At 70.8% G+C, this 23,742-nt stretch carries 24 protein-coding genes; 14 read left to right on the forward strand and 10 right to left on the reverse strand.

What is annotated here, in order from left to right; all coding sequences use genetic code 11:
• Nucleotides 1-6 precede the first annotated feature (6 nt).
• Nucleotides 7-429 (forward strand): NUDIX hydrolase, encoded by a 423-nt coding sequence (locus IE265_RS06730; RefSeq protein ID WP_190034421.1) that lies wholly within the window; start codon nucleotides 7-9, stop codon nucleotides 427-429.
• A gap of 138 nt (nucleotides 430-567) precedes the next feature.
• Here IE265_RS06730 and IE265_RS06735 read toward each other — a convergent pair whose 3' ends face one another.
• Complete coding sequence (locus tag IE265_RS06735; RefSeq protein WP_190034422.1) at nucleotides 568-735, reverse strand: hypothetical protein; 168 nt, start codon at nucleotides 733-735, stop codon at nucleotides 568-570.
• Nucleotides 736-866: 131 nt separating this feature from the next.
• On the opposite strand from IE265_RS06735, the gene IE265_RS06740 reads away from it, so the two are divergent.
• Both IE265_RS06740 and IE265_RS06745 read left to right on the forward strand, forming a co-directional pair.
• A complete protein-coding gene (locus tag IE265_RS06740) occupies nucleotides 867-1,700 on the forward strand; it encodes an SCO4651 family lipoprotein (RefSeq protein WP_190034423.1) in 834 nt (277 codons plus the stop codon).
• A 117-nt stretch (nucleotides 1,701-1,817) separates the two neighbouring features.
• A complete protein-coding gene (locus IE265_RS06745) occupies nucleotides 1,818-2,018 on the forward strand; it encodes a hypothetical protein (RefSeq protein ID WP_190034424.1) in 201 nt (66 codons plus the stop codon).
• Nucleotides 2,019-2,220: 202 nt separating this feature from the next.
• On the opposite strand, the gene IE265_RS06750 is transcribed toward IE265_RS06745, so the two are convergent.
• A complete protein-coding gene (locus IE265_RS06750; RefSeq protein WP_190034425.1) occupies nucleotides 2,221-2,592 on the reverse strand; it encodes a metal-sensitive transcriptional regulator in 372 nt (123 codons plus the stop codon).
• Between the two features lie 203 nt (nucleotides 2,593-2,795).
• Here IE265_RS06750 and IE265_RS06755 point away from each other — a divergent pair, with 203 nt between their 5' ends.
• Complete coding sequence (locus IE265_RS06755; RefSeq protein ID WP_190034426.1) at nucleotides 2,796-3,416, forward strand: DUF47 domain-containing protein; 621 nt, start codon at nucleotides 2,796-2,798, stop codon at nucleotides 3,414-3,416.
• Between the two features lie 7 nt (nucleotides 3,417-3,423).
• A complete protein-coding gene (locus IE265_RS06760; protein WP_190034427.1) occupies nucleotides 3,424-4,422 on the forward strand; it encodes an inorganic phosphate transporter in 999 nt (332 codons plus the stop codon).
• A gap of 598 nt (nucleotides 4,423-5,020) precedes the next feature.
• Here IE265_RS06760 and pstB read toward each other — a convergent pair.
• The 4 genes from pstB to pstS all read right to left on the reverse strand — a co-directional run bounded on the left by pstB (nucleotide 5,021) and on the right by pstS (nucleotide 9,138).
• The gene (gene pstB, locus IE265_RS06765; RefSeq protein WP_190034428.1) at nucleotides 5,021-5,797 is read right to left on the reverse strand and encodes a phosphate ABC transporter ATP-binding protein PstB; all 777 of its coding nucleotides are present in this window, start codon (nucleotides 5,795-5,797) and stop codon (nucleotides 5,021-5,023) included.
• A gap of 50 nt (nucleotides 5,798-5,847) precedes the next feature.
• Nucleotides 5,848-6,906: a phosphate ABC transporter permease PstA gene (pstA, locus tag IE265_RS06770; RefSeq protein WP_190034429.1), complete on the reverse strand. Its 1,059-nt coding sequence runs from the start codon at nucleotides 6,904-6,906 to the stop codon at nucleotides 5,848-5,850.
• Nucleotides 6,903-7,907 carry a phosphate ABC transporter permease subunit PstC gene (pstC, locus tag IE265_RS06775; protein WP_190034430.1) on the reverse strand — a complete coding sequence of 335 codons (1,005 nt, stop codon included), beginning with the start codon at nucleotides 7,905-7,907 and terminating at the stop codon, nucleotides 6,903-6,905. Before pstC ends, pstA begins: the two co-directional genes overlap by 4 nt.
• A 103-nt stretch (nucleotides 7,908-8,010) precedes the next feature.
• A complete protein-coding gene (gene pstS / locus IE265_RS06780) occupies nucleotides 8,011-9,138 on the reverse strand; it encodes a phosphate ABC transporter substrate-binding protein PstS (RefSeq protein ID WP_190034431.1) in 1,128 nt (375 codons plus the stop codon).
• Between the two features lie 577 nt (nucleotides 9,139-9,715).
• Between pstS and IE265_RS06785 the strand changes: the two genes are divergently transcribed.
• Complete coding sequence (locus tag IE265_RS06785; RefSeq protein WP_190034432.1) at nucleotides 9,716-11,308, forward strand: FAD-binding oxidoreductase; 1,593 nt, start codon at nucleotides 9,716-9,718, stop codon at nucleotides 11,306-11,308.
• Nucleotides 11,309-11,439: 131 nt separating this feature from the next.
• Here the strand turns inward: IE265_RS06785 and IE265_RS06790 are convergent, their stop codons facing one another.
• From IE265_RS06790 to IE265_RS06800, 3 genes are all read right to left on the reverse strand, one after another.
• The gene (locus IE265_RS06790; protein ID WP_190034433.1) at nucleotides 11,440-12,141 is read right to left on the reverse strand and encodes a phosphatase PAP2 family protein; all 702 of its coding nucleotides are present in this window, start codon (nucleotides 12,139-12,141) and stop codon (nucleotides 11,440-11,442) included.
• Between the two features lie 182 nt (nucleotides 12,142-12,323).
• Entirely contained in the window at nucleotides 12,324-13,331 is a 1,008-nt protein-coding gene (locus IE265_RS06795) for a C40 family peptidase (protein WP_190034434.1), read from the reverse strand.
• A gap of 66 nt (nucleotides 13,332-13,397) precedes the next feature.
• Nucleotides 13,398-13,835 carry an ATP-binding protein gene (locus IE265_RS06800; RefSeq protein ID WP_190034435.1) on the reverse strand — a complete coding sequence of 146 codons (438 nt, stop codon included), beginning with the start codon at nucleotides 13,833-13,835 and terminating at the stop codon, nucleotides 13,398-13,400.
• Nucleotides 13,836-14,034: 199 nt separating this feature from the next.
• Here IE265_RS06800 and IE265_RS06805 point away from each other — a divergent pair, with 199 nt between their 5' ends.
• From IE265_RS06805 to IE265_RS06840, 8 genes are all read left to right on the forward strand, one after another.
• Nucleotides 14,035-14,880 (forward strand): helix-turn-helix domain-containing protein, encoded by an 846-nt coding sequence (locus IE265_RS06805; protein WP_190034436.1) that lies wholly within the window; start codon nucleotides 14,035-14,037, stop codon nucleotides 14,878-14,880.
• A 9-nt stretch (nucleotides 14,881-14,889) separates the two neighbouring features.
• Nucleotides 14,890-15,273 carry a DUF397 domain-containing protein gene (locus tag IE265_RS06810; protein WP_190034437.1) on the forward strand — a complete coding sequence of 128 codons (384 nt, stop codon included), beginning with the start codon at nucleotides 14,890-14,892 and terminating at the stop codon, nucleotides 15,271-15,273.
• A 537-nt stretch (nucleotides 15,274-15,810) separates the two neighbouring features.
• On the forward strand, nucleotides 15,811-16,119 hold the full coding sequence (locus IE265_RS06815) for a DUF8827 family protein (protein ID WP_151483054.1): 309 nt from the start codon (nucleotides 15,811-15,813) through the stop codon (nucleotides 16,117-16,119).
• Between the two features lie 187 nt (nucleotides 16,120-16,306).
• The gene (locus IE265_RS06820) at nucleotides 16,307-17,146 is read left to right on the forward strand and encodes a DUF8175 domain-containg protein (RefSeq protein WP_190034438.1); all 840 of its coding nucleotides are present in this window, start codon (nucleotides 16,307-16,309) and stop codon (nucleotides 17,144-17,146) included.
• Nucleotides 17,136-18,449 carry a hypothetical protein gene (locus IE265_RS06825; protein WP_190034439.1) on the forward strand — a complete coding sequence of 438 codons (1,314 nt, stop codon included), beginning with the start codon at nucleotides 17,136-17,138 and terminating at the stop codon, nucleotides 18,447-18,449. The genes IE265_RS06820 and IE265_RS06825 overlap by 11 nt, the downstream gene beginning before the upstream one ends.
• Nucleotides 18,446-20,005: an SCO6880 family protein gene (locus IE265_RS06830; protein WP_190034440.1), complete on the forward strand. Its 1,560-nt coding sequence runs from the start codon at nucleotides 18,446-18,448 to the stop codon at nucleotides 20,003-20,005. Before IE265_RS06825 ends, IE265_RS06830 begins: the two co-directional genes overlap by 4 nt.
• Before the next feature lie 6 nt (nucleotides 20,006-20,011).
• The gene (locus IE265_RS06835; RefSeq protein WP_190034441.1) at nucleotides 20,012-21,436 is read left to right on the forward strand and encodes an ATP-binding protein; all 1,425 of its coding nucleotides are present in this window, start codon (nucleotides 20,012-20,014) and stop codon (nucleotides 21,434-21,436) included.
• A 13-nt stretch (nucleotides 21,437-21,449) separates the two neighbouring features.
• Nucleotides 21,450-22,988, forward strand: a complete 1,539-nt coding sequence (locus tag IE265_RS06840) for a type VI secretion protein (protein WP_190034442.1) — start codon at nucleotides 21,450-21,452, stop codon at nucleotides 22,986-22,988.
• A 5-nt stretch (nucleotides 22,989-22,993) separates the two neighbouring features.
• Here IE265_RS06840 and IE265_RS06845 read toward each other — a convergent pair whose 3' ends face one another.
• Nucleotides 22,994-23,584, reverse strand: a complete 591-nt coding sequence (locus IE265_RS06845) for a GNAT family N-acetyltransferase (RefSeq protein WP_190034443.1) — start codon at nucleotides 23,582-23,584, stop codon at nucleotides 22,994-22,996.
• Nucleotides 23,585-23,742: the final 158 nt, after the last annotated feature.

Genomic DNA, 23,742 nt, shown 5'->3' on the forward strand with positions numbered 1-23,742 from the left:
GCACCCGTGCATCCGACGAGCGAGGAACCGGTGCTCGCGGCGGGCTGCGTCCTGTGGCGCCGCTCGCCGTTCGACGGCGCTCTGGAGCTGTGCCTGGTCCACCGCCCGAAGTACGACGACTGGTCGCACCCGAAGGGCAAGCTGAAGGCCGGCGAGGACGCCCTGGCGGGCGCGCTCCGGGAGGTCGAGGAGGAGACGGGCCGCCGCTGCGCGCCCGGCCCCCGGCTGTCGACCCAGTACTACCTGGCGAACGACCGCCCCAAGCAGGTGAGTTACTGGGCGGCGGAGGCGGCCGACGGCAGCTTCGAGCCCAACCGCGAGGTGGACCGCGTCCTGTGGCTCCCGCCGACGGCCGCCCGCCACCGCCTGACCCAGCCCCGCGACAAGGTCCTGGTCGACGAACTCCTGGCGGCCCTGCGCCACGCGTGACGCCGCCGCGCGGGACCCCGCGCGGCCCGGAGCCACCGGCCGCACCCGCCGCGTACGCGACGGCCCGGCCCGTACGTACGACAGCCCGCCCTCGCCGACGGGCCGTCACCGCCCGTCCGTCCCGGACGGGCGGCCTCGTCAGCCGGCGTCCACCGGCGGATGCCCCGCCGCGTCGGAGCGGGCCATGCTGCGGGCCCGGCGGGCCGGGCCTCTCCAGCCGCAACTGCACCGGGCAAGGCAGAACCGGCCCTGCTCGACGGTCGTCGTGCGGTGTTCCTGGGAGTCCGAGTCAGCCTGCTGCGCCACGCCACCACGGTACCGACCGCCGGTGAACACCGTCCCGGCCGTGTCGCCGCGTGACAACACCCCTCACCCGTCGTTAAGCGGAGCGACGGGAGGCCCGCGTGAGGACCGGGCCCGGCTGGGGGTAGCAGGCGATGGTGGAGCGGCAGCGAAGGCGGCGGGGCCCGGCGGTGGCCGCCGCGGCGGCGGGGCTGATGGCCTGCGCCACCGGGTGCTCGGGCAGCGGGGCCGCCGCCGAGGACCCGCGGGGCACCGAGGACGCGGTGGCGGTCCTCCGGCAGGCCCCGGCCACCCTGGTCCGCGCGGGCACGTCCAAGGCGCGTACGTCGATGGAGATGGCCACCGGAGGCACCCGGGTGACGATCCGCGGCGAGGGCGTCTACGACTACGAGGACCAGGTCGGCCGGCTGCGGGTGCTGCTCCCGCAGGACCCGTCCGGCGCGGACGAGCACCGCCCGATCACCGAGCTGCTCGCACCGGGCGCCCTCTACATGAAGAACCGCGGCGCGGGCGTCCCGGCCGACAAGTGGGTCCGCGTCGCGACCGCCACGCTCTCCGACGGGAACCTGGTCACCGGCGGCGCGACCGACCCCTTCGCCGCCGCCGAACTGCTGCGGGGCACCCGCGAGGCGGCGTACGTGGGCACGGCGTCGGTGGGCGGCACCCCCGTCCGGCACTACCGCGGGACCGCCGACCTCGCCGCCGCCGCGCGGGGAGCCTCGCAGGGCCAGCGCGCCGCACTGCGCGCGGCGGCGAAAGGGTTCGCCACGGCGACCGTGCCCTTCGACGCCTACCTCGACGACCAGGGCCGCATCCGCAAGGTCCGCCACCGGTTCAGTTTCGTGAACGACCGTCGGCAGGGCACCGTCGCGGTGGCCTCGACGACACTGCTGTACGGCTTCGGCACCCCCGTCGACGTACGGCTGCCCGACTCCGGGGACATCTTCGCCGGCCGGATCGCCGAGTAGCCGCAGCGGTCCCCCGACCCGGCCGGAATGTGCGGGGCCGGAAATGGTCCGTTGGTGCCATGCGCTGTCCGTAGGCCGCTCCCTACTCTAGGAAGTCGGTGACGGCAGGAAGAGGTGATGCACGTGGCTCCGGCGCGCGGTACGGCAGTCCAGGACCACGTGGCCCTGGCCGAGATCGAGCTGTGCGGCGACCTGATCATCGCGGCGTCCGCCGCCCGTGAGGACCGGCTGAGCGCCGACCGCATCGACGAGGTCCTCAGAGTGGCCGAGGAGCGCTTCCTGGAGGAGTACGGCGAGGAAGGCGACGAGCCCGGCTGACCGGCCCGTCTCCCGAAGCCGCGGTCCGGACCCCCGGCCCCGGAACCCCGCACCGCCCGGGGCACGGTCCACCGGCCCCGACCGGACCCGTCCCGACCTGTTCATGCCGTACGGCAACGCCCGCGCACCCGCCCCGGGCGGCACGGGCCCGCTCCCCGCCCCGGACTCCCCTGCGCGGGAACGGCGGGTGGCGGCCCGGGCGTCAGGTGCGCAGCAGCCGCCCGATGGCCTTCGTGGCCTCCTCCACCTTGGCGTCGATCTCCGCGCCGCCCTTGACGGCGGCGTCCGCGACGCAGTGGCGGAGGTGCTCCTCCAGGAGTTGCAGGGCGAAGGACTGGAGCGCCTTCGTGGAGGCGGACACCTGCGTGAGTATGTCGATGCAGTAGACGTCCTCGTCGACCATCCGCTGAAGGCCCCGGATCTGGCCCTCGATGCGCCGCAGCCGCTTGAGGTGCTCGCCCTTCTGGTGGTGGTAGCCGTGGATCCCGCGGTCGTGGTCGGTCACGATCTCCTGGGCTCCGGCCTCCTGGGACTCCTCGGAGGGAGCTGCCGCACCGGCCTCGGTGGTCGTCATCGCGTCCTCCTGCTGACTGATACCCCTACCGGGTATATGGTAACGAACTTTGCTGGGTATAGGGCCCTTGGCCGACGGCCTCGGAGGACCCCGTGCCGATCACTTTGCCCGATGGGTGACACTGGGGGGCGGCCGGTTAGCCGTGGCCGGATGATGCGCCTAGCATCAGCCTGACCGACACCGAAGCAATCCGAGGACCACACGTGCGATTTCGTCTGACCCCCAGGGAGACGAGCTTCTACGACATGTTCGCCGCGTCTGCGGACAACATCGTCACGGGCTCGAAGCTCCTGATGGAACTGCTCGGGGCGGACTCGTCCGGCCGAGCCGAGATCGCAGAGCGGATGCGGGCCGCGGAACACGCCGGTGACGACGCCACCCACGCGATCTTCCACCAGCTGAACTCCTCGTTCATCACGCCGTTCGACCGCGAGGACATCTACAACCTCGCCTCGTCCCTCGACGACATCATGGACTTCATGGAGGAGGCCGTCGACCTGGTCGTCCTCTACCAGGTGGAGGACCTGCCGAAGGGCGTCGAGCAGCAGATCGAGGTGCTGGCCCGCGCCGCCGAGCTGACCGCCGAGGCCATGCCGAGCCTGCGCACGATGAACAACCTCACCGAGTACTGGATCGAGGTCAACCGCCTGGAGAACCAGGCCGACCAGATCCACCGCAAGCTGCTGGCCACGCTCTTCAACGGCAAGTACGACGCCATCGAGGTGCTGAAGCTCAAGCAGATCGTGGATGTACTGGAAGAGGCCGCCGACGCCTTCGAGCACGTCGCCAACACGGTGGAGACCATCGCGGTCAAGGAGTCCTGACCCCTTCATGGACACCTTCGCACTGGTCGCGACCATCGGGGTCGCGCTCTTCTTCACGTACACGAACGGCTTCCACGACTCGGCCAACGCGATCGCCACCTCGGTGTCGACCCGCGCGCTGACCCCGCGGGCCGCTCTCGCGATGGCCGCGGTCATGAACCTGGCGGGCGCCTTCCTCGGCAGCGGGGTCGCCAAGACCGTCAGCGAGGGACTGATCTCGACGCCCGAGGGCTCCAAGGGGATGGGCATCCTCTTCGCGGCCCTCGTGGGCGCGATCACGTGGAACCTCATCACGTGGTACTTCGGCCTGCCGTCCTCCTCCTCGCACGCGCTGTTCGGCGGCATGGTGGGCGCGGCGCTCGCCGGCGGTACGACGGTGTACTGGTCCGGCGTCCTGGAGAAGGTCGTCATCCCCATGTTCATCTCGCCGGTGGTGGGCCTCGTGGTCGGCTACCTCGTGATGGCCGCGATCATGTGGATGTTCCGCCGCTCCAACCCCCACAAGGCCAAGCGCGGGTTCCGTATCGCCCAGACCGTGTCGGCGGCCGGCATGGCCCTCGGCCACGGCCTCCAGGACGCCCAGAAGACGATGGGCATCGTGGTGATGGCCCTGGTCATCGCGGACGTCGAGGACGCGGGCGACCCGATTCCGGTGTGGGTCAAGATCGCGTGTGCCGTCATGCTGTCGCTGGGCACGTACGCGGGCGGCTGGCGCATCATGCGGACGCTGGGCCGCAAGATCATCGAGCTGGACCCGCCGCAGGGCTTCGCGGCGGAGACCACGGGTGCGTCGATCATGTTCACGTCCGCGTTCCTGTTCCACGCGCCCATCTCCACCACCCACGTGATCACGTCGGCGATCATGGGTGTCGGTGCCACGAAGCGCGTGAACGCCGTGCGCTGGGGCGTCGCCAAGAACATCGTGCTCGGCTGGTTCATCACCATGCCGGCGGCCGCCCTGGTCGCGGCCGGCAGCTTCTGGATCGTGAACCTGGCCTTCCTGTAGGCCGTTCCACCGCCTCTCGGGCTCGGCCCCCTCCCGCTCCTATGAAGCGCGAGGGGGCCTTCCGCGTCCACGGCCCGGCCACGCACGCCGCCACGCCGCCACGCCGCCCCGGCCCGGCCCGGCCCCGGCCCGGCCCCGGCAGCACGCACCGGGCCGACTCCCGCGCCTCGGGCACCCCCCGCCGGGAAGCCCTCCGACGCTCGGGGCACCCGCCCCCGCCGAGACTCCGCCCTCCGACACCCCGCGCCTCGGGCCGACGGCCCCGCCGACACCCCCCGGAACAGCCCCCGGTCACCCGGCACCGCCTCTCCCACGTGCCCGCCTCTCCGCCGGCCTGGCGGCCCCCATCGCCTCGTACACGCGGACCAGGCACCCCCCTCCCCCACCCGCCGAACCGGCACCCCGCCCACCCGCCGGGCAGGGCGCCCCGCACAGGCGCCCCCGCCCCGCGGGCACGGACGGCGCCCCCGCCCCGCCGGCCAGGCAACGGCCCGGGAACGCCGACGGGCCCGCCCCCCGGGAACGGGGGGCGGGCCCTTGGTGGCCCCGCGGTGGCACCGCCATGCAGCACCGCGAGGGGTCTGGGAGAGGGACCGGCTCAGCCGAAGCGGCCGGAGATGTAGTCCTCGGTGGCCTGCACGGACGGGTTGGAGAAGATCCGCTCCGTGTCGTCTATCTCGATCAGCCGGCCGGGCTGCCCGACGGCGGACAGGTTGAAGAACGCCGTACGGTCGGAGACCCGCGCCGCCTGCTGCATGTTGTGCGTCACGATGACGATCGTGAAGCGCTCCTTCAGCTCACCGATCAGGTCCTCGATCGCGAGCGTGGAGATGGGGTCGAGCGCCGAGCAGGGCTCGTCCATCAGCAGCACCTGCGGCTCGACCGCGATCGCGCGCGCGATGCAGAGCCGCTGCTGCTGACCGCCGGAGAGGCCCGAACCGGGCTTGTTCAGCCGGTCCTTCACCTCGTTCCAGAGGTTGGCGCCCTTCAGCGACTTCTCGACGACGTCGCCCAGTTCGGACTTCTTGTAGGACCCGTTGAGCTTCAGCCCCGCCGCGACGTTGTCGAAGATCGACATGGTCGGGAAGGGGTTCGGACGCTGGAAGACCATGCCGATGGTGCGGCGCACCGCGACGGGGTCGACGCCCTGCCCGTAGAGGTCCTCGTCGTCGAGGAGCACCTTGCCCTCGACCCGTCCGCCGGTGGTGACCTCGTGCATACGGTTCAGCGTGCGCAGGAAGGTCGACTTGCCGCAGCCGGACGGGCCGATGAACGCCGTCACGGAACGGGGCTCGACCGTCATCGAGATGTCGTCGATCGCCTTGTGGGAGCCGTAGTAGGCGGTGAGTCCGCTTACGTCGATTCGCTTGGCCATGAGTTCACTGCTTCTTTCGCGGAGTTGAGTCCGGTCGCTGTTCGGCCGCGTCAGCGACCGGTCTTCGGGGCCTTCCAGCGGGCGATGCCGCGAGCCGCGAGATTGAGGATCATGACGATGGCGATCAGGGCCAGCGCCGCCGCCCAGGCACGGTTGTAGGCCGCCGGGCTGCCGGCGCTGTTCGCGTACTGCTCGTAGATGTAGAGCGGCAGCGAGGCCTGGGCGCCCTCGAAGGGGTTGTTGTTGATGTAGTCGGCGCCCCAGACGAGGAGCAGCACGGGCGCGGTCTCTCCCATGATGCGCGCGACGGCGAGCATGACACCCGTGGTGATGCCGCCGATCGACGTCGGCAGGACCACCTTCATGATGGTCCGCCACTTCGGGACGCCGAGGGCGAGGGAGGCCTCGCGCAGCTCGTTCGGCACGAGCTTGAGCATCTCCTCCGTCGACCGGACCACCACCGGCATCATCAGGATGGCCAGGGCGAGCGAACCGGCGAACCCGAAGGGCTGGAGGTCGAGGATGAGCATGATGCTCAGGATGAACAGGCCGGCGACGATCGACGGGATGCCCGTCATGACGTCCACGAAGAAGGTGACCGTCTTCGCGAGCCTGCCCCGCCCGTACTCGACCAGGTAGACGGCCGTGAGCACACCGATCGGCACGGCGATCAGGGTGGCGAGGGCGACCTGCTCCAGGGTGCCGATGATGGCGTGGTAGATGCCGCCGCCCGGCTCGGTGTCGGAGACCACGCCCATCGAGTGGGTGAGGAAGTAGACGTCGAAGACCTTGAGGCCGCGGCTGACCGTCTCCCAGATGAGGGAGGCCAGCGGGATGACGGCGAGGAGGAACGCGACCCACACGAGGCTGGTCGCGAGCCGGTCCTTGGCCTGCCTGCGGCCCTCCACCCGGACGGCGAGGACGTAGTTCACCAGGACGAAGAGCAGCGCGGCGATCAGCGCCCACTGGATGCTGCTGTCCAGCCCGGCGGCGGCGCTGATGCCGAGGCCGGCGCCCGTGGCGGCCAGGGCGACGGCCCAGGCGCTCCACCGGGGAAGACTGCCGCCCTTGAGGGAGCTGGGGCGCTTTTCCGTGACGGCGTGGCTCATGCGTTGGCCCCCGAGTACTCCTTGCGGCGGGCGATGATCGCGCGGGCCGCGCCGTTGACCAGCAGCGTGATGACGAACAGCACCAGGCCGGAGGCGATGAGGGCGTCCCGGCCCACCGGGGTGGCCTCACCGAACTTGCTGGCGATGTTCTGGGCGAAGGTGCCGCCGCCCGGGTCGAGCAGGCTGGCGTTGATCAGGAACGACGGCGAGAGGACCGTGGCGACGGCCATCGTCTCGCCGAGCGCGCGGCCGAGGCCGAGCATCGAGGCGGAGATCACGCCGGAGCGGCCGAAGGGCAGCACCGACATGCGGATGACCTCCCAGCGCGTGGCGCCGAGGGCCAGCGCGGCCTCCTCGATCATCTGCGGCGACTGGCGGAAGACCTCGCGGCTGACGTTGGTCACGATCGGCAGGATCATGATCGCGAGGAGGATGCCGACGGTGAACAGGGAGCGTGCCGCGCCGCCCTGCCACTCGAAGACACCGGTCCAGCCGAGGTAGTCGTCGAGCCAGCCGTAGAGGCCGTTGAGGTGCGGTACGAGGACCAGGGCGCCCCAGAGGCCGTACACGATGGAGGGGACGGCGGCGAGCAGGTCGATCACGTAGCTGATGACCCCGCCGAGCCTGCGCGGGGCGTAGTGCGTGATGAACAGCGCGATGCCGACCGAGATCGGGACCGCGATCACCATGGCGATGACCGACGAGATCACCGTGCCGTAGGCGAGGACCGCGATGCCGAACTTCGGGGGCGTGCCGTTCGCGTCCCACTCGAAGCTGGTGAGGAAGTTGGCCTCGTCCTCGGAGATCGCGAGGGCCGCTCGGTAGGTGAGGAAGCCGGCGATGGCGGCCATGATCACCAGGAGCAGGATGCCGGACCCTCGGGACAGGCCGAGGAAGACCCTGTCACCGGGACGGGTGGCACCGCGGGAAGCGCGCTTCTGCTCCAGGGACGGAGCCGGGGCGGGAGGAGGGACGGGTGCGTCTTGAGTGGATATGTCCATGGAGTTCTCCGGTCTGCGGAGCCCGGGGGTGAGGGCTCCAAGCGGCGGTGCACCGGACGGTGCGGCCCGCTCCGGGGACTCCGGGGCGAGCCGCACACTCGGGTCAGCTCAGGTTGGCAACCGTCTCGCGGACCTTGGTGATGATCTCTTCGGGCATCGGGGCGTAGCTGGCGTCCTTGAGGATCGCCTGGCCCTCCTCGCTCGCCACGTAGGTGAGGAACGACTTGGTGGCGGCGAGGGTCTCCGCCTTGTTGCCCTTCTCGCAGGCGATTTCGTACGTTACGAGAGTAATCGGGTAGGCGCCGTCGGCGGTGGGCTCGTAGTTGAGCTCCAGCGCCAGGTCGGAGCCCTCGCCGACGACCTTGGCCTCGGCGATCGCCTTGGTGGCGTTGTCGACGGTGGCCTCGACCGGCGTGGCCGCACCCGTCTTGACGTGGACGGTCTGGGCGTCCTTGGCGTACGAGAGCTCCATGTAGGAGATGGCGCCGGCGGTCTGGGTCACCTGCTGGGCGAGACCGGAGGAACCGGAGGCCGACTGGCCGCCCTTGGCCTGCCAGGCCTTGCCGCCCTCGTACTTCCAGTTGTCGGCGGCCGCGGCCTTCAGGTACTTGGTGAAGTTGTCCGTGGTGCCGGAGTCGTCCGAGCGGTGGAAGGTCTGGATCTTGGTGCCGGGCAGCTTCGCGTCGGGGTTGAGCTTCGCGATGGCCTCGTCGTCCCAGGTCTTGATCTTGTCGTCGAAGATCTTGGCCAGCGTCGGGGCGTCCAGCACGAGGCCGTCCACGCCGGGCAGGTTGTACGAGACGGCGATCGGGCCGCCGACCATCGGCAGGTCGATGGCCTGGCTGTCCTTGCAGACTTCCTTGGACTTGGCGATCTCCTCCGCGTCCAGCGGGGAGTCCGAGCCGGCGAAGGCGGTCTGGCCCTGGAGGAAGTTGGTGATGCCGGCGCCGGAACCGTTGGGGTTGTAGTTGATCCGGACGTCCTTGCACGACGCGGTGTACTGCTTCATCCAGGCGTCGATGGCGTTCTTCTGCGCGGAGGAACCCGCGGCGAGCAGTTCACCCTTCGCGTCGTCGCACTTGATCGAGCCGGCGGCCGCGCTGGGGGCGCCGCTGGCACCGCTGCCGCCGCCCGTGTCGTCGGAGCCGCACGCCGTCAGCGCCAGGGCGCCGGAGACGGCGACAGCACCGAGGGAAAGGGCGCGAAGCCGGTTCTTGCGCTGAAGCTTCACTTTCGGGGGTTCCTTCCAGAAGCCGCCGTCTGGTGGCGGCGTGCGGGGTAGTGGTGCAGCCTCCGGTCCGTCCGAGACTGCCGTCGTACTTACTGTTCATCCACCGGCACACGGGTTCGCTTCCGCTAGCGCCACGCACCGGGTAAGGCCGAAATTAGGCAGAACAGGTGAAGCCGCCGATGGCCGTGAGTGAACGGAGGGTGAACCCCTGCCGTCAGTGCGGTGAGGTCACGGAACGCTCACGGGCGGAACACGCGGAGGTACCGGCCGACGGAACCCCGCGCTTCGGATGGCGGGCGGCCACGGAGGGCGCTCACCGAGCCCTTGCACGCCCCCACATGGGCCCCGCGCGCCCCTGCACGCATCCCGCGCACCCGCCGTCCGGCCCCGGCACGCCCGGGTACGCGTCCGGCGCCCGACCCCACCGCCGCTCGCCGGATCCGGCCCGCGGGTGGCCGAAAACCGTACGCCCCTGCACCCCCACCCGCACCACGGCCTGCGGTTCCCGGCGCGCGAGCCGGGGAACCCGGCGGGCCCGGACCCCGTCTCCTCCGACGGGGCCGAAGGGGAGGACCAGATGCAGCGGCGTACGTTCATGGGCGGAGGCGCCGCGATGGCTGCCACGGCGGTCACGGCGGCGTGCGCCCCGGGCGGCGGTCCGCGACCGCACGCCGAAGGAAGCGGTACCGGCGGGAGGAGCGGCGGGGCCGGTGAGGGCACGGCGGGCGCGTCCGGTGCCGCCGCCGGGGCGGGAGGCTCCGCGGCGGCCAACTGGAAGGCCCTGGCACGGGACCTCGACGGCACACTGGTCCGCCCCGGCGAGAGCACCTGGGCGGCGGCCCGCCAGCTGTACAACACGCGCTTCGACTCGCTGAGGCCCGCCGCCGTGGCGTACGTCTCCCACGCCGACGACATCCGCACGGCCCTGTCGTACGCCCGCGCCCACGACCTCCATGTCGCCATACGCAACGGCGGCCACTCCTACGCCGGCTGGTCCTCGGGCGACGGCAGCCTGGTCGTCGACGTCTCCGAGCTGTCCCGGGTCCGCGCCTCGGGCGGCGAGGCCGTGGTCGGCGCGGGGGCCAAGCTGATCGACGTCTACCGCGCGCTGTCCGCGAAGGGCGTCACGATCCCGGCCGGCTCCTGCCCGACGGTCGGCATATCGGGGCTGACACTGGGCGGCGGCCACGGGGTGGTGTCCCGCGCCTACGGCCTGACGTGCGACAGCCTCACCCGGGCGACGCTGGTCACCGCCGACGGCAGGGAGCTGACGGTGGACGAGACCCGCGGCGACGACCTGTTCTGGGCGCTACGGGGCGCGGGCAACGGCAACTTCGGCGTCGTCACCGAACTGCGCTTCCGGACCCACCCCGCGCCGCAGGCCGTCACGGCGAACATGTCGTGGCCGTGGTCCAGGGCCGCAGCCGTCCTGACCGCCTGGCAGGAGTGGGGCCCCGACCAGCCGGACGAGATCTGGTCCGCGTGCCACCTCTCGAACACCGCGGGCGGCACGCCCACCGTCTCCGTCTCGGCCTTCTCCCTCGGCACCTACGGCGAGCTCCAGAACGCCGTCGACCGGCTCGCCGCCCGCGTCGGCGCCTCCGCGAGCGGCGTCTCCCTCAGGCGGCGCTCGTACCAGGAGTCGATGGAGGTGTACGCGGGCTGCTCGTCCTTCGCGACCGGCGCCCAGTGCCATCTGCCGGGTTCCACCCCGGGCCGCTCCCCCGAGGGCGCACTGCGCCGCGAGACCTACGCGGCCCGCTCGGACTTCTTCGACAGGTCCATCGGGGCGGCGGGCGTGCGGACGCTGCTGGCCCGCCTGGCCGGGATGCGGGGCGGCACGGGCAGTGTCGCCCTGACCGCGCTGGGCGGCGCGGTCAACCGGGTCGACCCCACCGCCACGGCCTTCGTCCACCGCCGTTCACGGATGCTGGCCCAGTACCTGGCGGCCTGGCGTCCGGGCACCTCCGGGGCGGACGCGCGGGCCTGGCTGACGGGGACTCACACGTCGATGCGGCCCCACGCCTCTGGTGCCGCGTACCAGAACTACACGGACCCGGGCCTCGCCGACTGGCGCCGGGCCTACTACGGTTCGGCGGCCCGGCGGCTGAGGACGGTGAAGGAGAAGTACGACCCCACGGGGTTCTTCACCTTCCCGCAGTCCCTCTGACTCCCGGAAGGCCCTCCGGCCGGCGGACGTCACCGGCCGCGGTCGGGCGCGGGACCGCGGGCGGGGTCGGGGTCGGGACCGAGGAGCACCGCCCGCGGGCTACGCGGTCCGGCCCGGAACCCGGAGCGGCCTCAGGCGGCCAGGTCGCGTTCCTCGGACTCGGCTCCCGCCCGGGACCCAGGCACCACGTCCTGCTCGTCGGCGGAGGTGCCCCTGGCCCGGATCAGCCATCCGGCGCGCGGCGACCGCTCGACGGCGCGGGCAACCGGCGTGAGCAGCGCGGTCGCGATCGGTGACAGCAGGAGGACGACCGCTGTTCCCAGGGCGAATCCACCGATGACGTCGGTCGGATAGTGCACGCCCATGTAGACCCGGCAGAACCCCTCGATCAGGCCGAGCGCGATTCCGAAGAGGCCGAGCTTGCGGTGTACGACGAAGAGCCCGACACCCATCGCCATGGTGAGGGTCGCGTGATCGCTCACGAACGAGAAGTCGGTCTTGCCGCCGATGAGGACTTCGAGTCCCTCGTGGTCGACGAAGGGACGGGGTCGCTCGACGAAACCCCTTATCGGCACGTTCACGAGGACGGCGACCGCGGCCGCGAGCGGCGCCCAGGCCAGCGCGGCGATCGAGGACGCGGTGTCCTCACCGCTCCGCCGCCGCAGGATCGCCCAGCACGCGAGCAGGAGCCCGATCATGGTGAGCAGGAGGCCCCACTCGCCGACGAATTCCATGACGCGGTCGAACCAGTGGGGAGCGTCCTTTGCGAGGCCGTTGATCTCGTAGAGCAGGTCGACGTCAGGGTTCGCCCCGGATTCGGCGAGTCCAGCCATGGTGCGAACGGCTCCTTCGTCGTCGTGTTCCCGACGCACCACCGGTGCGCGGCGCCATCAACCCCCGTCGTCGGCTACAGGAACAGGAACGCACAGTCCCCTTCAATAGGTTCCACCCTCCACCGAATGATCACGCAGACGTTATCGAAGAGAGACACGAACCCGCAGCTCAGGGCAGGGTTTCACACTGTGGTGGGCAATGCTTTCGCGCCATCTTCGGTGACCCGGGTCGCCCCGAAGTAATCGGGTGTGTCGATCGGGTCGAACCGGATGACGGCACCCGTCCGGGGCGCGTCGATCATGTATCCGCCGCCGACGTAGATGCCCACGTGGCGAATGGCCCGGGAGTTGGTGAGGTCGTCCGAGAAGAAGACCAGGTCGCCGGGCAGCAGTTCGTCCCGCCGGGGGTGCGGACCGGCGTTGTACTGGTCGTTGGCCACCCGGGGCAGCGTGATCCCCACATTCGCGTACGCCGCCTTGGTGAGCCCCGAGCAGTCGAAGCGTCCTCCCTGGTCAGCGGTGCCGTTCCCGCCCCACAGATAGAGCGTTCCGAGCTTCTTCTGCGCGTAGTGGATCGCCCCGGCGGCCTGTTGCGAGGGCTGCACCCGGCCGACCGGGGCCGCGAAGCTCTCCTCCAGGGTCGTGATCGTCTTCACGTAGTTCTGCGTTTCCTTGTACGGCGGAACGCCCCCGTACTTGATGACGGCGTACGCCCCCGCGTTGTACGCGGCGAGCATGTTCTCCGTCGGGTCGCCGGGGGCGTCCTTCACGTACTTCGCCAGCGTGCAGTCGTACTTGGCCGCCGACGGAATCGCGTCATTCGGATCCCATACGTCCCGGTCGCCGTCCCCGTCGCCGTCGATTCCGTGGGTCGCCCACGTTCCGGGGATGAATTGCGCTATCCCCTGCGCGGCGGCCGGGCTCTTGGCGCGGGGATTGAAGCCGCTCTCCTGGTAGAGCTGTGCGGCGAGAAGTGCGGGATTGATCGCGCTGCACAGATTGCCCCACCTCTGCACAAGCGGCTGATAGGCCGCCGGCACGGCTCCCTTGGCCAGGCCGACGGCACCCTTCCCCACGCCGTTGGCGAGGTTGCCGGCCACCATGTAGACGCCGACGACCAGCAGCAGGACGAAGCTGAGGCCCGCCCCCACGGTGGCGGTTCCCACGATCCACGCCTTACGCACCGTCAACCGCCCCTCGCCGCACGGTAGTCCGCCGAGCGCCAGTGTAGAGGCGGCCGCCCCGCCACGGAATGATCAACCGCCCGCGCCACCGCACTCGGCCCAGAGCAGCTTGCCGCCCTTCGAGGCGCCCGGTTCGCGCAGCACGTGGGCGCCCCATTCCTCGGCGCACGCCCGCACCAGCTCAAGCCCCCGGCCGCACTCGGCGTCGGGTGCGGCCCGCGCGGGCTCGGAGCCGGGGCCGAAGCCGGGCGGCACGGTGGGATCGGAGTCCCACACCCCGATCCGCAGCCGTCCGGGCCCGGCGGCCCGCAGCCTCAGGGCGTACGGCCCGCGGGTGTGCCGGTGGGCGTTCGTCAGCAGCTCGGCGGCGAGCAGTTCCGCCGTGGGGACGAGCCCGCCGAGCCCGTGCGTGGCGAGCACCGCCCGCAGGGTGGCGCGGGCGATGCCCGGTGCGCGTGGATCGTGCGGGAGTTGGAGGGCGTAGGCCCAGGACGGCGATACGGTGACCATGGGAAGTCTCCCGGTTCGGAGGGGAGTTGGGTGATGTGCGTACGAGTGCCCAGTGACCGCGGCCGCTCCGTCGAGCGGGGTGCTTCTGGGCGGGACGCCCACGCATCAACGTAGTGGTGCGGAGTAAAGTTCTTACACGGTTTCCATCAAAACCCTGATCAACCACCCGTGTGAGTGAAGTAGGGAGGCGGGGCAACCCGTGAGAAGCAATCCGACGGGTCGTCAACTACGCCTGGGCACCGAACTGCGCAAACTTCGGGAGCGCGCCGGCCTGACATCCACCCAGGCCAGCCGACTGCTGGGCGTGCAGCAGAACCAGATCAGCAACGTCGAAGCCGGCCGCGCGGGCGTCAGCGCGGACCGCGTCCGCACGCTGGCCTGCCACTACGACTGCGGGGACAAGGCCCTGGTCGAAGCGCTCACCGAGATGGCAACGGAGCGGGCGCGCGGCTGGTGGGAGGAGTACAGGGAGCGCCTGCCCGCCGTCCTGCTCGACATGGCCGAGGTCGAACACCACGCCACGCGCCTGCGCTCTGCGGTGACCGTGCACATCCCCGGCCTCTTCCAGACCACGGACTACGCTCGCGAGATCTTCCGCCAGGACGTGCCCGAGATGGCCCCGCCAGACATCGAGCACCGGGTGTCGTTCCGAGTGAAGCGCCAGGCCGTGCTCTACCGGGAGTCGCCCACACCTCACCGGGCGGTCATTCATGAGGCGGCCCTGCGGATGAAGTTCGGCGGCCCCGCGGTGACCCGCGCACAGCTCCAGCACCTGCTGGACATGGGGGAGCGGGCGCACATCACCCTTCACGTGATCCCTTTCGACGCAGGGACGTTCCCAGGCTCAGGCCAGTCCATCTACTACTCCGACGGTCCGGTGCCCCAGCTCGACACCGTGAACCTCGACCAGTCCCACGGCCCGGCGTTCCTCGACTCCGAGGCACAGCTCGACAAGTACCGCGTACTCCTCGACCGCATGGAGGCCAGCGCCCTCCCGCCGACGGAGTCGAGGGACTTCATCCACAAAGTCGTCCAGGACCTGTGAGGAGCCCAGATGCACGTGCTCACCTGGCAGAAGTCGTCCTACTGCGCTCAGGGCAACTCCTGCGTGCACGTAGCGGCGGAAGGCACCCGCACGATCCGGCTCAGGGAGAGCGGGGATCCGAGCGAGTCCATACTCGGCACCACCCCGCAGGCCTTCGGCGAGCTGGTCTCCGTACTGAAGGACAGGAGGCCGCCGCGGGCCGCGGACAGGCGGCGCGGACCGCGGATCGAGCTGGCCTTCGGCCCGGGCGACCTCGTGCTCATCAGGGAGAGCGGCGACCCCTCCACCGTGGTCACGACGACACGGGCGAAGTGGGACGTCTTCGTGCGCGGTGTGCGGGCGGGCGAGTTCGACCACTTCGTACGGGGGCGGGCGGTCGGCACCCGGTCGTGACCGCCCCCTTCCCGGGCCCCGGTACGGGCGGGCGTCGGCGGCCTCGATCCTGACACCCCGCCACATTCCGTCGGCCGCCCGCCGGATAGCCTGCGCGCAGGTCCACAGGTCCACAGGTCCGCAGTGACACTGTCCACCCGTGAGGAGACGGACGGCCCGGAGGACATCGGCACGATTGACCGGCGCACAGCGGACGGGATCGGGCTCGACGGGAGGGCGGAACCGGCGCCGGCCGCGGGAAGTGGCGTAACAGGGCTCAACGACGGAACCACACGTCAGGTTCTGGTTCGACTCCGGTTCGACTTCATTGCCCGGCGTGACCTGCCGTGATACACAGAGTGACAATACGCCTTCTCGGACCCCGTCCCCCGGGCCCGACTGGGCACCGCGAGGGCCGATGACAAGAGATTCGTACGAAACCCGCCAACCAATGACGTCAAGTCGACATACGACGGCGGCTTTGTCGGCGAGAATGAGCCTGACCTCTGCGCAGAGTGGCAGGGGATGCAGAACAACCCACTAGGGGCGGTGACTTACATGCTTTTCGCAGCCGAAAAGGGCGACATCAACACGATCATCGGCGGGATCGCCCCGGACTGGGGTCCCTTCGGCAGCCTGGGCAACGAAGCGCGGGTGATGATCGAGGTCGTGATGGCGGTCGCCATCCTCCTTTGCCTGGGTATCGCGATCTGGGGTGCGGCCAAGCAGCGCATCGGCGCGACGGCACTGCGCGACACCTTCAGCGCGGAACAGGGCAAGGGCCTCATCATCGCGGGCCTCACCGGGGTCTTCATCATCGGTTCACTCGGCACGCTCTTCACCATTGTGTACGGCATGGCCGTCTAGGTGTCCGCCCGCCCGGCGTCCCGCGCCCCGGCCGGGAGCCCGGCCGCTCCACCCACCCGTCCGTCGTGCCCACCGGCTGAGGTTGCGTTTCCCTGATGTCGAGTCACCACACCGCGCCCGCACGGGAAGCAACGCGGCTACCGTCGTACCACGCGGTCCAGCAAGAGGTTGAGGGGGCGTACGCGGCATGAGTCCCGGCGACGAGCACGGAGCACGCGGCGACGACGGCGGGTACGGGGGTACCGGCCAGACGCGCACCCGCCTCCCCGACAGTGCCGGGGACCCCTACGGCGGCGCCCGGCGCGGCGGCCGGTCGTCCTCGCGCAGCCTCGTGACCGTGGTGGGCGTCGTGGTGCTCCTGATCGCGGCCATCGCCTTCGCGAACCGCGGTGGCGACGATTCCGGATCGGGCGACACGGGCGGGGACAAGGCGGACACCTCCCCGACGGCCCCCTCCGGGGAACGCCCGGTCACGACGAAGGCAGGCGGCATCCCCTCGGGCTTCGCCCAGACCGAGCAGGGAGCGGAATCGGCGGCGGCGAACTACGCAGTGGCGATGGGTTCGACCGGCATGTTCAAGGTGGACAGCAGACACAGCATCATGGACACCATCTACACCTCCGCCGCGTCCGCGAAGCTCAAGGAGCCCATGGACGCCGCCTATTCGGCGGACTTCCTCAGCAAGCTGGGGCTCGATGCCGACGGCAACCCGCCGGAGGGCAGCACGTTCGTCTCGCGTGCCATGCCGGTTGGCACCAAGATCCGTGCGTACAGCGCGACGAGCGCCAAGGTCTCCGTCTGGTACATGGGCCTCATCGGCATGTCCGGCACCGCTTCGACCGACCCCGTCCGCTCGACGTGGAAGACCTGGACCTTCGACCTCCGGTGGGACGACAACGACTGGAAGGTCGCCGCGGACTCCCAGGTGGACGGTCCTGCCCCGGTCCCCGGCGACGACAAGGCCGCCACCTCCGATGAGATCAGCAAGGCCGTCGAAGAGTACGGAGGGTTCACGTATGCCCGTTAGCCCAAGCCGTGCGCTCAAGCTCGCCGGAGCCTTGGCAGGTGTCCAGACCGCCGCCGTGCTCCTGGCTTCTCGGGCCTACGCCGCACCGACGCCGACTCCCTCGAACGATCCCTGTGATCTCATCATCGGCGAGGCCAAGAAGTACTGCGAGCGTGAGAACGGGGACAAGAGCTCGGGGGGTGGCACCAGCGACCTGGCACCCACGGCCCTCGACCCCCTGGCCTCCCTGGCGAAGGGCTGCGCCGACGCCGCGTCCTGGACCATCGACAAGCTCAGCGAAGCGGTCAAGGACACGGCGACCGTCGACTTCACGAACCCCAAGTTCCTCCAGCAGTACGCCGTCGTCTTCGCCGCGTCCACGATCCTGACCCTCCTCCTGTGGCTGCTCGCGGTGGCCAAGCGGGCCGTCCGGGGCGTCCCCCTGGGCACGGCACTCGGCGAGGCGATCGGCTTCCTCTGGCTCACCGTCCTCGCCTCGGCCTTCACCCCGCTGATCCTCTACACCGTCGTGTCGGCCACGGACGGCGTCGCTGAGGTGCTCTCGAAAACGAGCGGCAACCAGACCGACGCGTTCTTCGGCAACTTCTCCGGCGCCCTGGACAAGGGCACGGACATCGGCGGCGGCCCGATCATGCTGATCGTGGTGTCGCTCGTGTCGATCCTCGCCGCCGGCGTCCTGTGGCTGGAGCTGGTCATCCGTGCCGCGCTCCTCTACGTGGGCGCGCTGCTCGGCACCGTCGTCTACGCGGGTCTGGTCGACAAGAACCTCTGGGGCCATGTTCGCCGCTGGGCCGGCATCATGATCGCCGTCATCCTCGTGAAGCCGGTGATCGTGATAGTGCTGGGCCTCGCGGGCGCCCTCTCCGCGGAGGACGGCCCGGACGCCTTCTCCGCCGTCGTCTCGGGGCTCGCCATCATCCTGCTGGCCATCTTCGCCAGCGCGATGATCTACCGCTTCGTACCGGGCTTCGGCGACGAGATCGCGAACGGCCGCAACAACCGCATCATGCAGGGCGCCGAGGGCAAGGCCGCGGCCGCCATCAGCTCCCCCGCGACCCTTGTCGCCCAGGGCATCAAGACCCACAGCACCCGGGCCGACAACGGCGGAGGCGGTGGGGGCGGCGGACAGCGCCCCGCCAACCCGCTGGCCGGTGGGGTGTCGGCGCACAGCACCCGCTCCTCGAACGGCGGCGGGTCCGTCCCCGCCGCCGCACCACCGCCGCGCAGCAGCCCGGTGAACACCCCCCACGCCAGCAACTCACGCAACAGCAGCAACAACCGCACGGGAGGTGAAGGGCGTTGACGACCGAGTCCCACGTGTCCCACGCGATCGCGCCCCGCCGTACGTATCTCATCGGCCGCGCAAGGCCGAACGCGATCGTCGGCCGGAACCGCGAGTCCGGCGAGATCACGCTGATCATCGCGGGCGCGTTCCTCGGCATGATGTGCGGACTGCTCGTCCCCGTGCTCTCCCTGCGCATCGTGCTGCTCATGGGCTTCCCGATGCTGGCGCTGGCTGCGGTGTACGTGCCGTACAAGCGGCGGACGTTCTACAAGTGGTTCGAGATCAACCGCAGCTTCAAGCGCAGCCTGCGGCAGGGGACCGCCTACCGCAGCAACGTCATGGAGTCCGGGACACGCCTCGACGGGCGCGAGGTCGAGATCGGCCCGCCCCCCGGCATCGGACGCATCACCTGGCTCGCCGCGCCCTTCGGGCCGGACGAGATCGCCGTGCTCCTGCACGCCGACCGCAAGACCGTCACCGCCGCGATCGAGATCGAGGGCCCCGGCGTCGGCCTGCGCGACAGCGAGGACCAGGAGGCGCTGGTCGACCGCTTCGGCACCCTGCTCAAGCACGTGGCGAACGGCGACGGCTTCGTCACCCGCATCCAGATGCTCGCCCGTACGCTCCCCGCCGACCCGGACGCGCACGCCAAGGACGTCGCCGGCCGCGGCGACGAGAAGGCCCCCGGCTGGCTCCAGCAGTCCTACGAGCAGCTCCAGTCGATGGTGTCGACGAGCAGCGAGCAGCACCGCGCCTACCTGGTCGCGTGCATGCACTACTCCCGCGAACTCGCCGCGGAGGCGCACACCATGGCGCGGGCCGCACGGCCCCAGGGCGGCAGGAGGCTCGACAAGGACGCCGGGCTCGCCGTCGTCATGGCCCGCGAGCTGACCGACATCTGCTCGCGCCTCCAGGAGGCGGACATCCGCGTCCGCCAGCCGCTCGGACAGGGCCGGCTCTCCTCGCTGGTGCACTCCATGTACGACCCGGACCACCCCATCGACCACATCCAGGCCATGACCAAGCGCAACGCCTGGCCGGCCGAGCTGGACGCCATGGAGCCCACGTACCTCCAGGCGAAGACCCGGGAGTCCTCCACCCGTGCGCCCTGGTGCCACTCCACGGCCTGGGTGAAGGAGTGGCCGATGACCCCGGTGGGCGTCAACTTCCTCGCCCCGCTGCTCGTCCACACCCCCGACGTGATCCGCACGGTCGCCGTGACGATGGACCTCGAACCCACCGAGATCGCCATCGAGCGCATGCTCACCGAGAAGACGAACGACGAGGCCGAAGCCAGCCGCCAGGCCAAGATGAACCGGACCGTCGACCCGCGCGACATCGCCTCGCACAACCGCCTCGACCAACGGGGCGAGGACCTCGCGAGCGGCGCGGCCGGCGTCAACCTGGTCGGCTACATCACCGTCTCGTCCCGCTCCCCCGAGGCACTGGCCCGGGACAAGCGCACGATAAGGGCCTCGGCAGGCAAGTCGTATCTGAAGCTGGAGTGGTGCGACCGCGAGCACCACCGGGCCTTCGTCAACACGCTCCCGTTCGCGACCGGTATCCGGAGGTAGGACTCTATGCGGGATCCGCTGTCCGTCCTCACGGAAGCCTTCACGTCCTTCCTCTTCGGCAAGGTCGAGACGACCCGGCCGCCGGTGCGCACGTCCACCGGCCAGGCCCAGGCCGTCTACCTGCCGACCGCGGCGCCGGGACTCGGCGACTCGGGCGTCATCATCGGCCGCGAGGTGTACTCCGGCAAGGGCTACATCTACGACCCGTTCCAGCTCTACGGACAGCAGCTCCCGGCACCGCACTGGCTGGTCCTCGGAGAGTCGGGCAACGGCAAGTCGGCCCTGGAGAAGACGTACGTCCTGCGGCAGTTGAGGTTCCGCGACCGCCAGGTCGTCGTCCTCGACGCGCAGGGCGAGGACGGGATGGGCGAATGGAACCTCATCGCCCAGGAGCTGGGAATAACCCCCATCCGGCTCGACCCGACAGCGGCCCTGGACATGGGCATCCGGCTCAACCCGCTCGACCCGGCGATCACAACGACCGGGCAGCTCGCGCTGCTCCGGACGATCATCGAGGTCGCCATGGGCCACGGCCTGGACGAGCGCTCCGGCTTCGCGCTGAAGGTCGCGCACGCGTTCGTGAACGAGACCGTCGTCGACCGACAGCCCGTCCTCACCGACATCGTGGAGCAGCTCCGCCACCCCGAACCGGAGTCGGCCGAGGCGATGAACGTCGCCATAGACGACGTACGGGCCTGGGGCCTGGACGTGGCCCTCGTCATCGACCGGCTGGTCGACGGCGACCTGCGGGGCATGTTCGACGGGCCTACGACGGTCGGCATCGACCTCGACGCCCCGCTGATCGTCTTCGACCTGTCCCACATCGACCGCAACTCCATCGCCATGCCGATCCTGATGGCGATCGTCGGCGTGTGGCTGGAGCACACGTGGATCCGCCCCGACCGGAAGAAGCGCATCTTCCTGGTCGAGGAGGCCTGGCACATCATCAACAGCCCCTTCGTGGCCCAGCTCTTCCAGCGGCTGCTGAAGTTCGGCCGCCGGCTCGGCCTGTCCTTCGTGGCGGTGGTGCACCACCTGTCGGACGTCGTCGACGGGGCGGCGGCCAAGGAGGCCGCGGCGATCCTGAAGATGGCCTCGACCAGGACGATCTACGCCCAGAAGGCCGACGAGGCACGGTCCACGGGCCGTGTGCTCGGCCTGCCCAGATGGGCGGTCGAGATCATCCCCACGCTCACCCCGGGCATCGCCGTGTGGGACGTCAACGGCAATGTCCAGGTGGTCAAGCACCTGATCACCGAGACGGAACGGCCCCTCGTCTTCACCGACCGCGCCATGACCGAGTCGTCCGCCGACCACCTCGCCGACGACGCGCTGCGCGCGGCCGAACGGGAGGCGGAGGAACGGGCGGCGGCGTTCATGGAACACCATCTGAGCGACCTCGACGACTCGTCCGAGTCCACGGTGGCGTAGAGGAGCGGCCGAGATGAGACCGGACGAGCGCGACCGGCACGGAGGCGAACGGGGCATCCCCGACGGGCTGTTGGTCGGGGTCCTGGCCTTCGTCCTCGGCATGACCGTGATGGTGTGGACGGCGACGGGCCTGGCCGGCCTCTTCGCCCACGGTTCCTGGCCGCCCGGCGTGACCTTCCGGCGCACGCCCCTGGCGATGCGCCAACTGATCGCGGCCCCGCACGACTTGGCGGCCGCCTGGCCGGACACGCCCGCGAGTCGGCTCTCCGGCTACGGGCTGTTCTGGGGCCTGCTCATCGGCCAGGTGATGGTGCTCCTGGTCCTCACCGTGTTCGTGCTCGGCACGGTCGCCCGGTGGCGGGCGGGGCGCGCCCGGCGCTCGGCCCTCCCGGCGTCCACGCCGGCGCCGGCAAGCCCGGCGACCGAAGCCGCCGGGTCCGCGCGGTCGCGCCGGCCGGCGCCCGAGCCGCGCACGGCCGTGGCCCGTCCCGCGGTGGAACAGGCCCCCGCGCCGAACCGGCCGCTGGAGACCGTACCCGCCGGAGCGGACGTACGCGGCGCGGGCGGACCGGACCCCCTGCGCGCCGAGGCCGCCGCCGTCACCGTCCCCACCCCGCGCGGCCCGGTCGTCCTCGGCCCGGCCGAGACCCGCCACCCGGTCGCCGTCCAGGCCATCCGGGACGCGGACGGCCCGGCCCTGGTCATCACGTCCGACACGGCACTGTGGTCGGAGACCAAGGACGCCCGGGCGAAACTGGGACCGGTCCTCCTCTACGACCCCTCCCACCTGTGCGACACCCCGGCCCGCCTGCACTGGTCCCCCTCCTCGGGCTGCGAGGACAGGGACGTCGCGAGGGCCCGGGCGGCGGCGCTCCTGGCACCGGTCCGCCCCACCGCGCGGATCGACAGGATGGTCGCGGACACGGCGGAAACGCTCCTGCGCTGCTACCTCCACGCGGCGGCCGTCGACGGACGCACCGTCCGCCACGTCCACCGCTGGGCCCAGGGCACTCAGGTCCAGGAGGCCGTACGCGCGCTGCGCACGAACCCGAGGGCCGCCTCGGGCAGCGCGGGCGAACTGGAGGCCGCCCTCACCTCCCACCCCGAACGCCGGGACATCGCGCAGGAATTGACGGCACGTGCACTCTCCTGCCTCTCCACCGTGAATGTGCGCGAGGCCTGCACACCCAATCGAACCGACACCCTCGCCCTGGATTCCTTCGTGGGCGAAGGGGGCACGCTCTATGTGGTCGGTGAACCCATCGAGGACCCGAAGGCCCGCCCCGGCGCGATGCCCCTTCTGACGGCCCTCGCCTCAAGCGTGGTCGAGCGCGGCCGGCGCATGGCCGAACGGTCATCCTCCGGTCGCCTCGACCCACCACTCACGCTCGTCCTGGACGACGTCGCCGCGGTGGCGCCCCTCCCCCAACTCCCGGAACTGCTCTCCGCGGGTACGGGAACGGACCCCGACCGCGGTCTCCCGACCCTGGCTCTCCTGCGCTCCCGGGAACAGGCCCGCTCCCGCTGGCCGCACCACGAACTCCCGGTCTGAGCCGACTAGTTCCCGACGAGGACGAACTCCAGCTCCCGGGCACCGGGATCCCCCGGCACCGGGGCGCTCTCCCCCGTGGGCACGAAGCCGAACCTCCGGTAGAACGCCTCCGCGCGTCCGTTGCGCTCGTCCACGAACAGCCGCACACGCTCGACGCCCGCGACCTCACGGGCCCACTCGACGGCATACGCGAAGAGCCGCTCGGCAAGCCCGCGTCCCCGCTCCCCGGGCCGCACGTAGACAGCGACGAGATGCCCCTGCCTCACGAGGTTCACGCCGCCGAAGGCACCTTCGCTCCCGGCCTCCTCGACCAGCACGACGACGGACCCGGCCCACCGTCCGTCGGGGGCCTCGGCGACGACCTGCTGCCGGTCCTTCACCCCTTCGGCAGCCCCGGCAGCCCGCTCCCGCCAGAAGCTGTCCGGCTGCTCGACTGCCCGCTCGTACGTCTCCAGAAAGGCCAAGTGGGCCACGGGGTCCTGGAGCGCGGCCAACCGCAGCTCCTTGGCCGCGGGCCACTCGTCGGCCCGGATCGACCGGATCGTGTACGCGGCGACGCCGCCCTCGGCGGCGGCCGGACGCTCATCAGGTTCCATGCGGGCCCACCGTAGCGGCGCTCCACGGCCCGGCCAACCGGATTTCCCACGACCGATCGAGCGGACCGCGACACGGAAAGTCGGAATGAACCCTGAACGCAGAAAAGCCCCCGCACCGAAGTGCGGGGGCTTTCCCATATAAAATTTGTTCGGCGGCG

The sequence above is a fragment of the Streptomyces fructofermentans genome, from assembly GCF_014651055.1.
Taxonomy (GTDB): domain Bacteria; phylum Actinomycetota; class Actinomycetes; order Streptomycetales; family Streptomycetaceae; genus Streptomyces; species Streptomyces fructofermentans.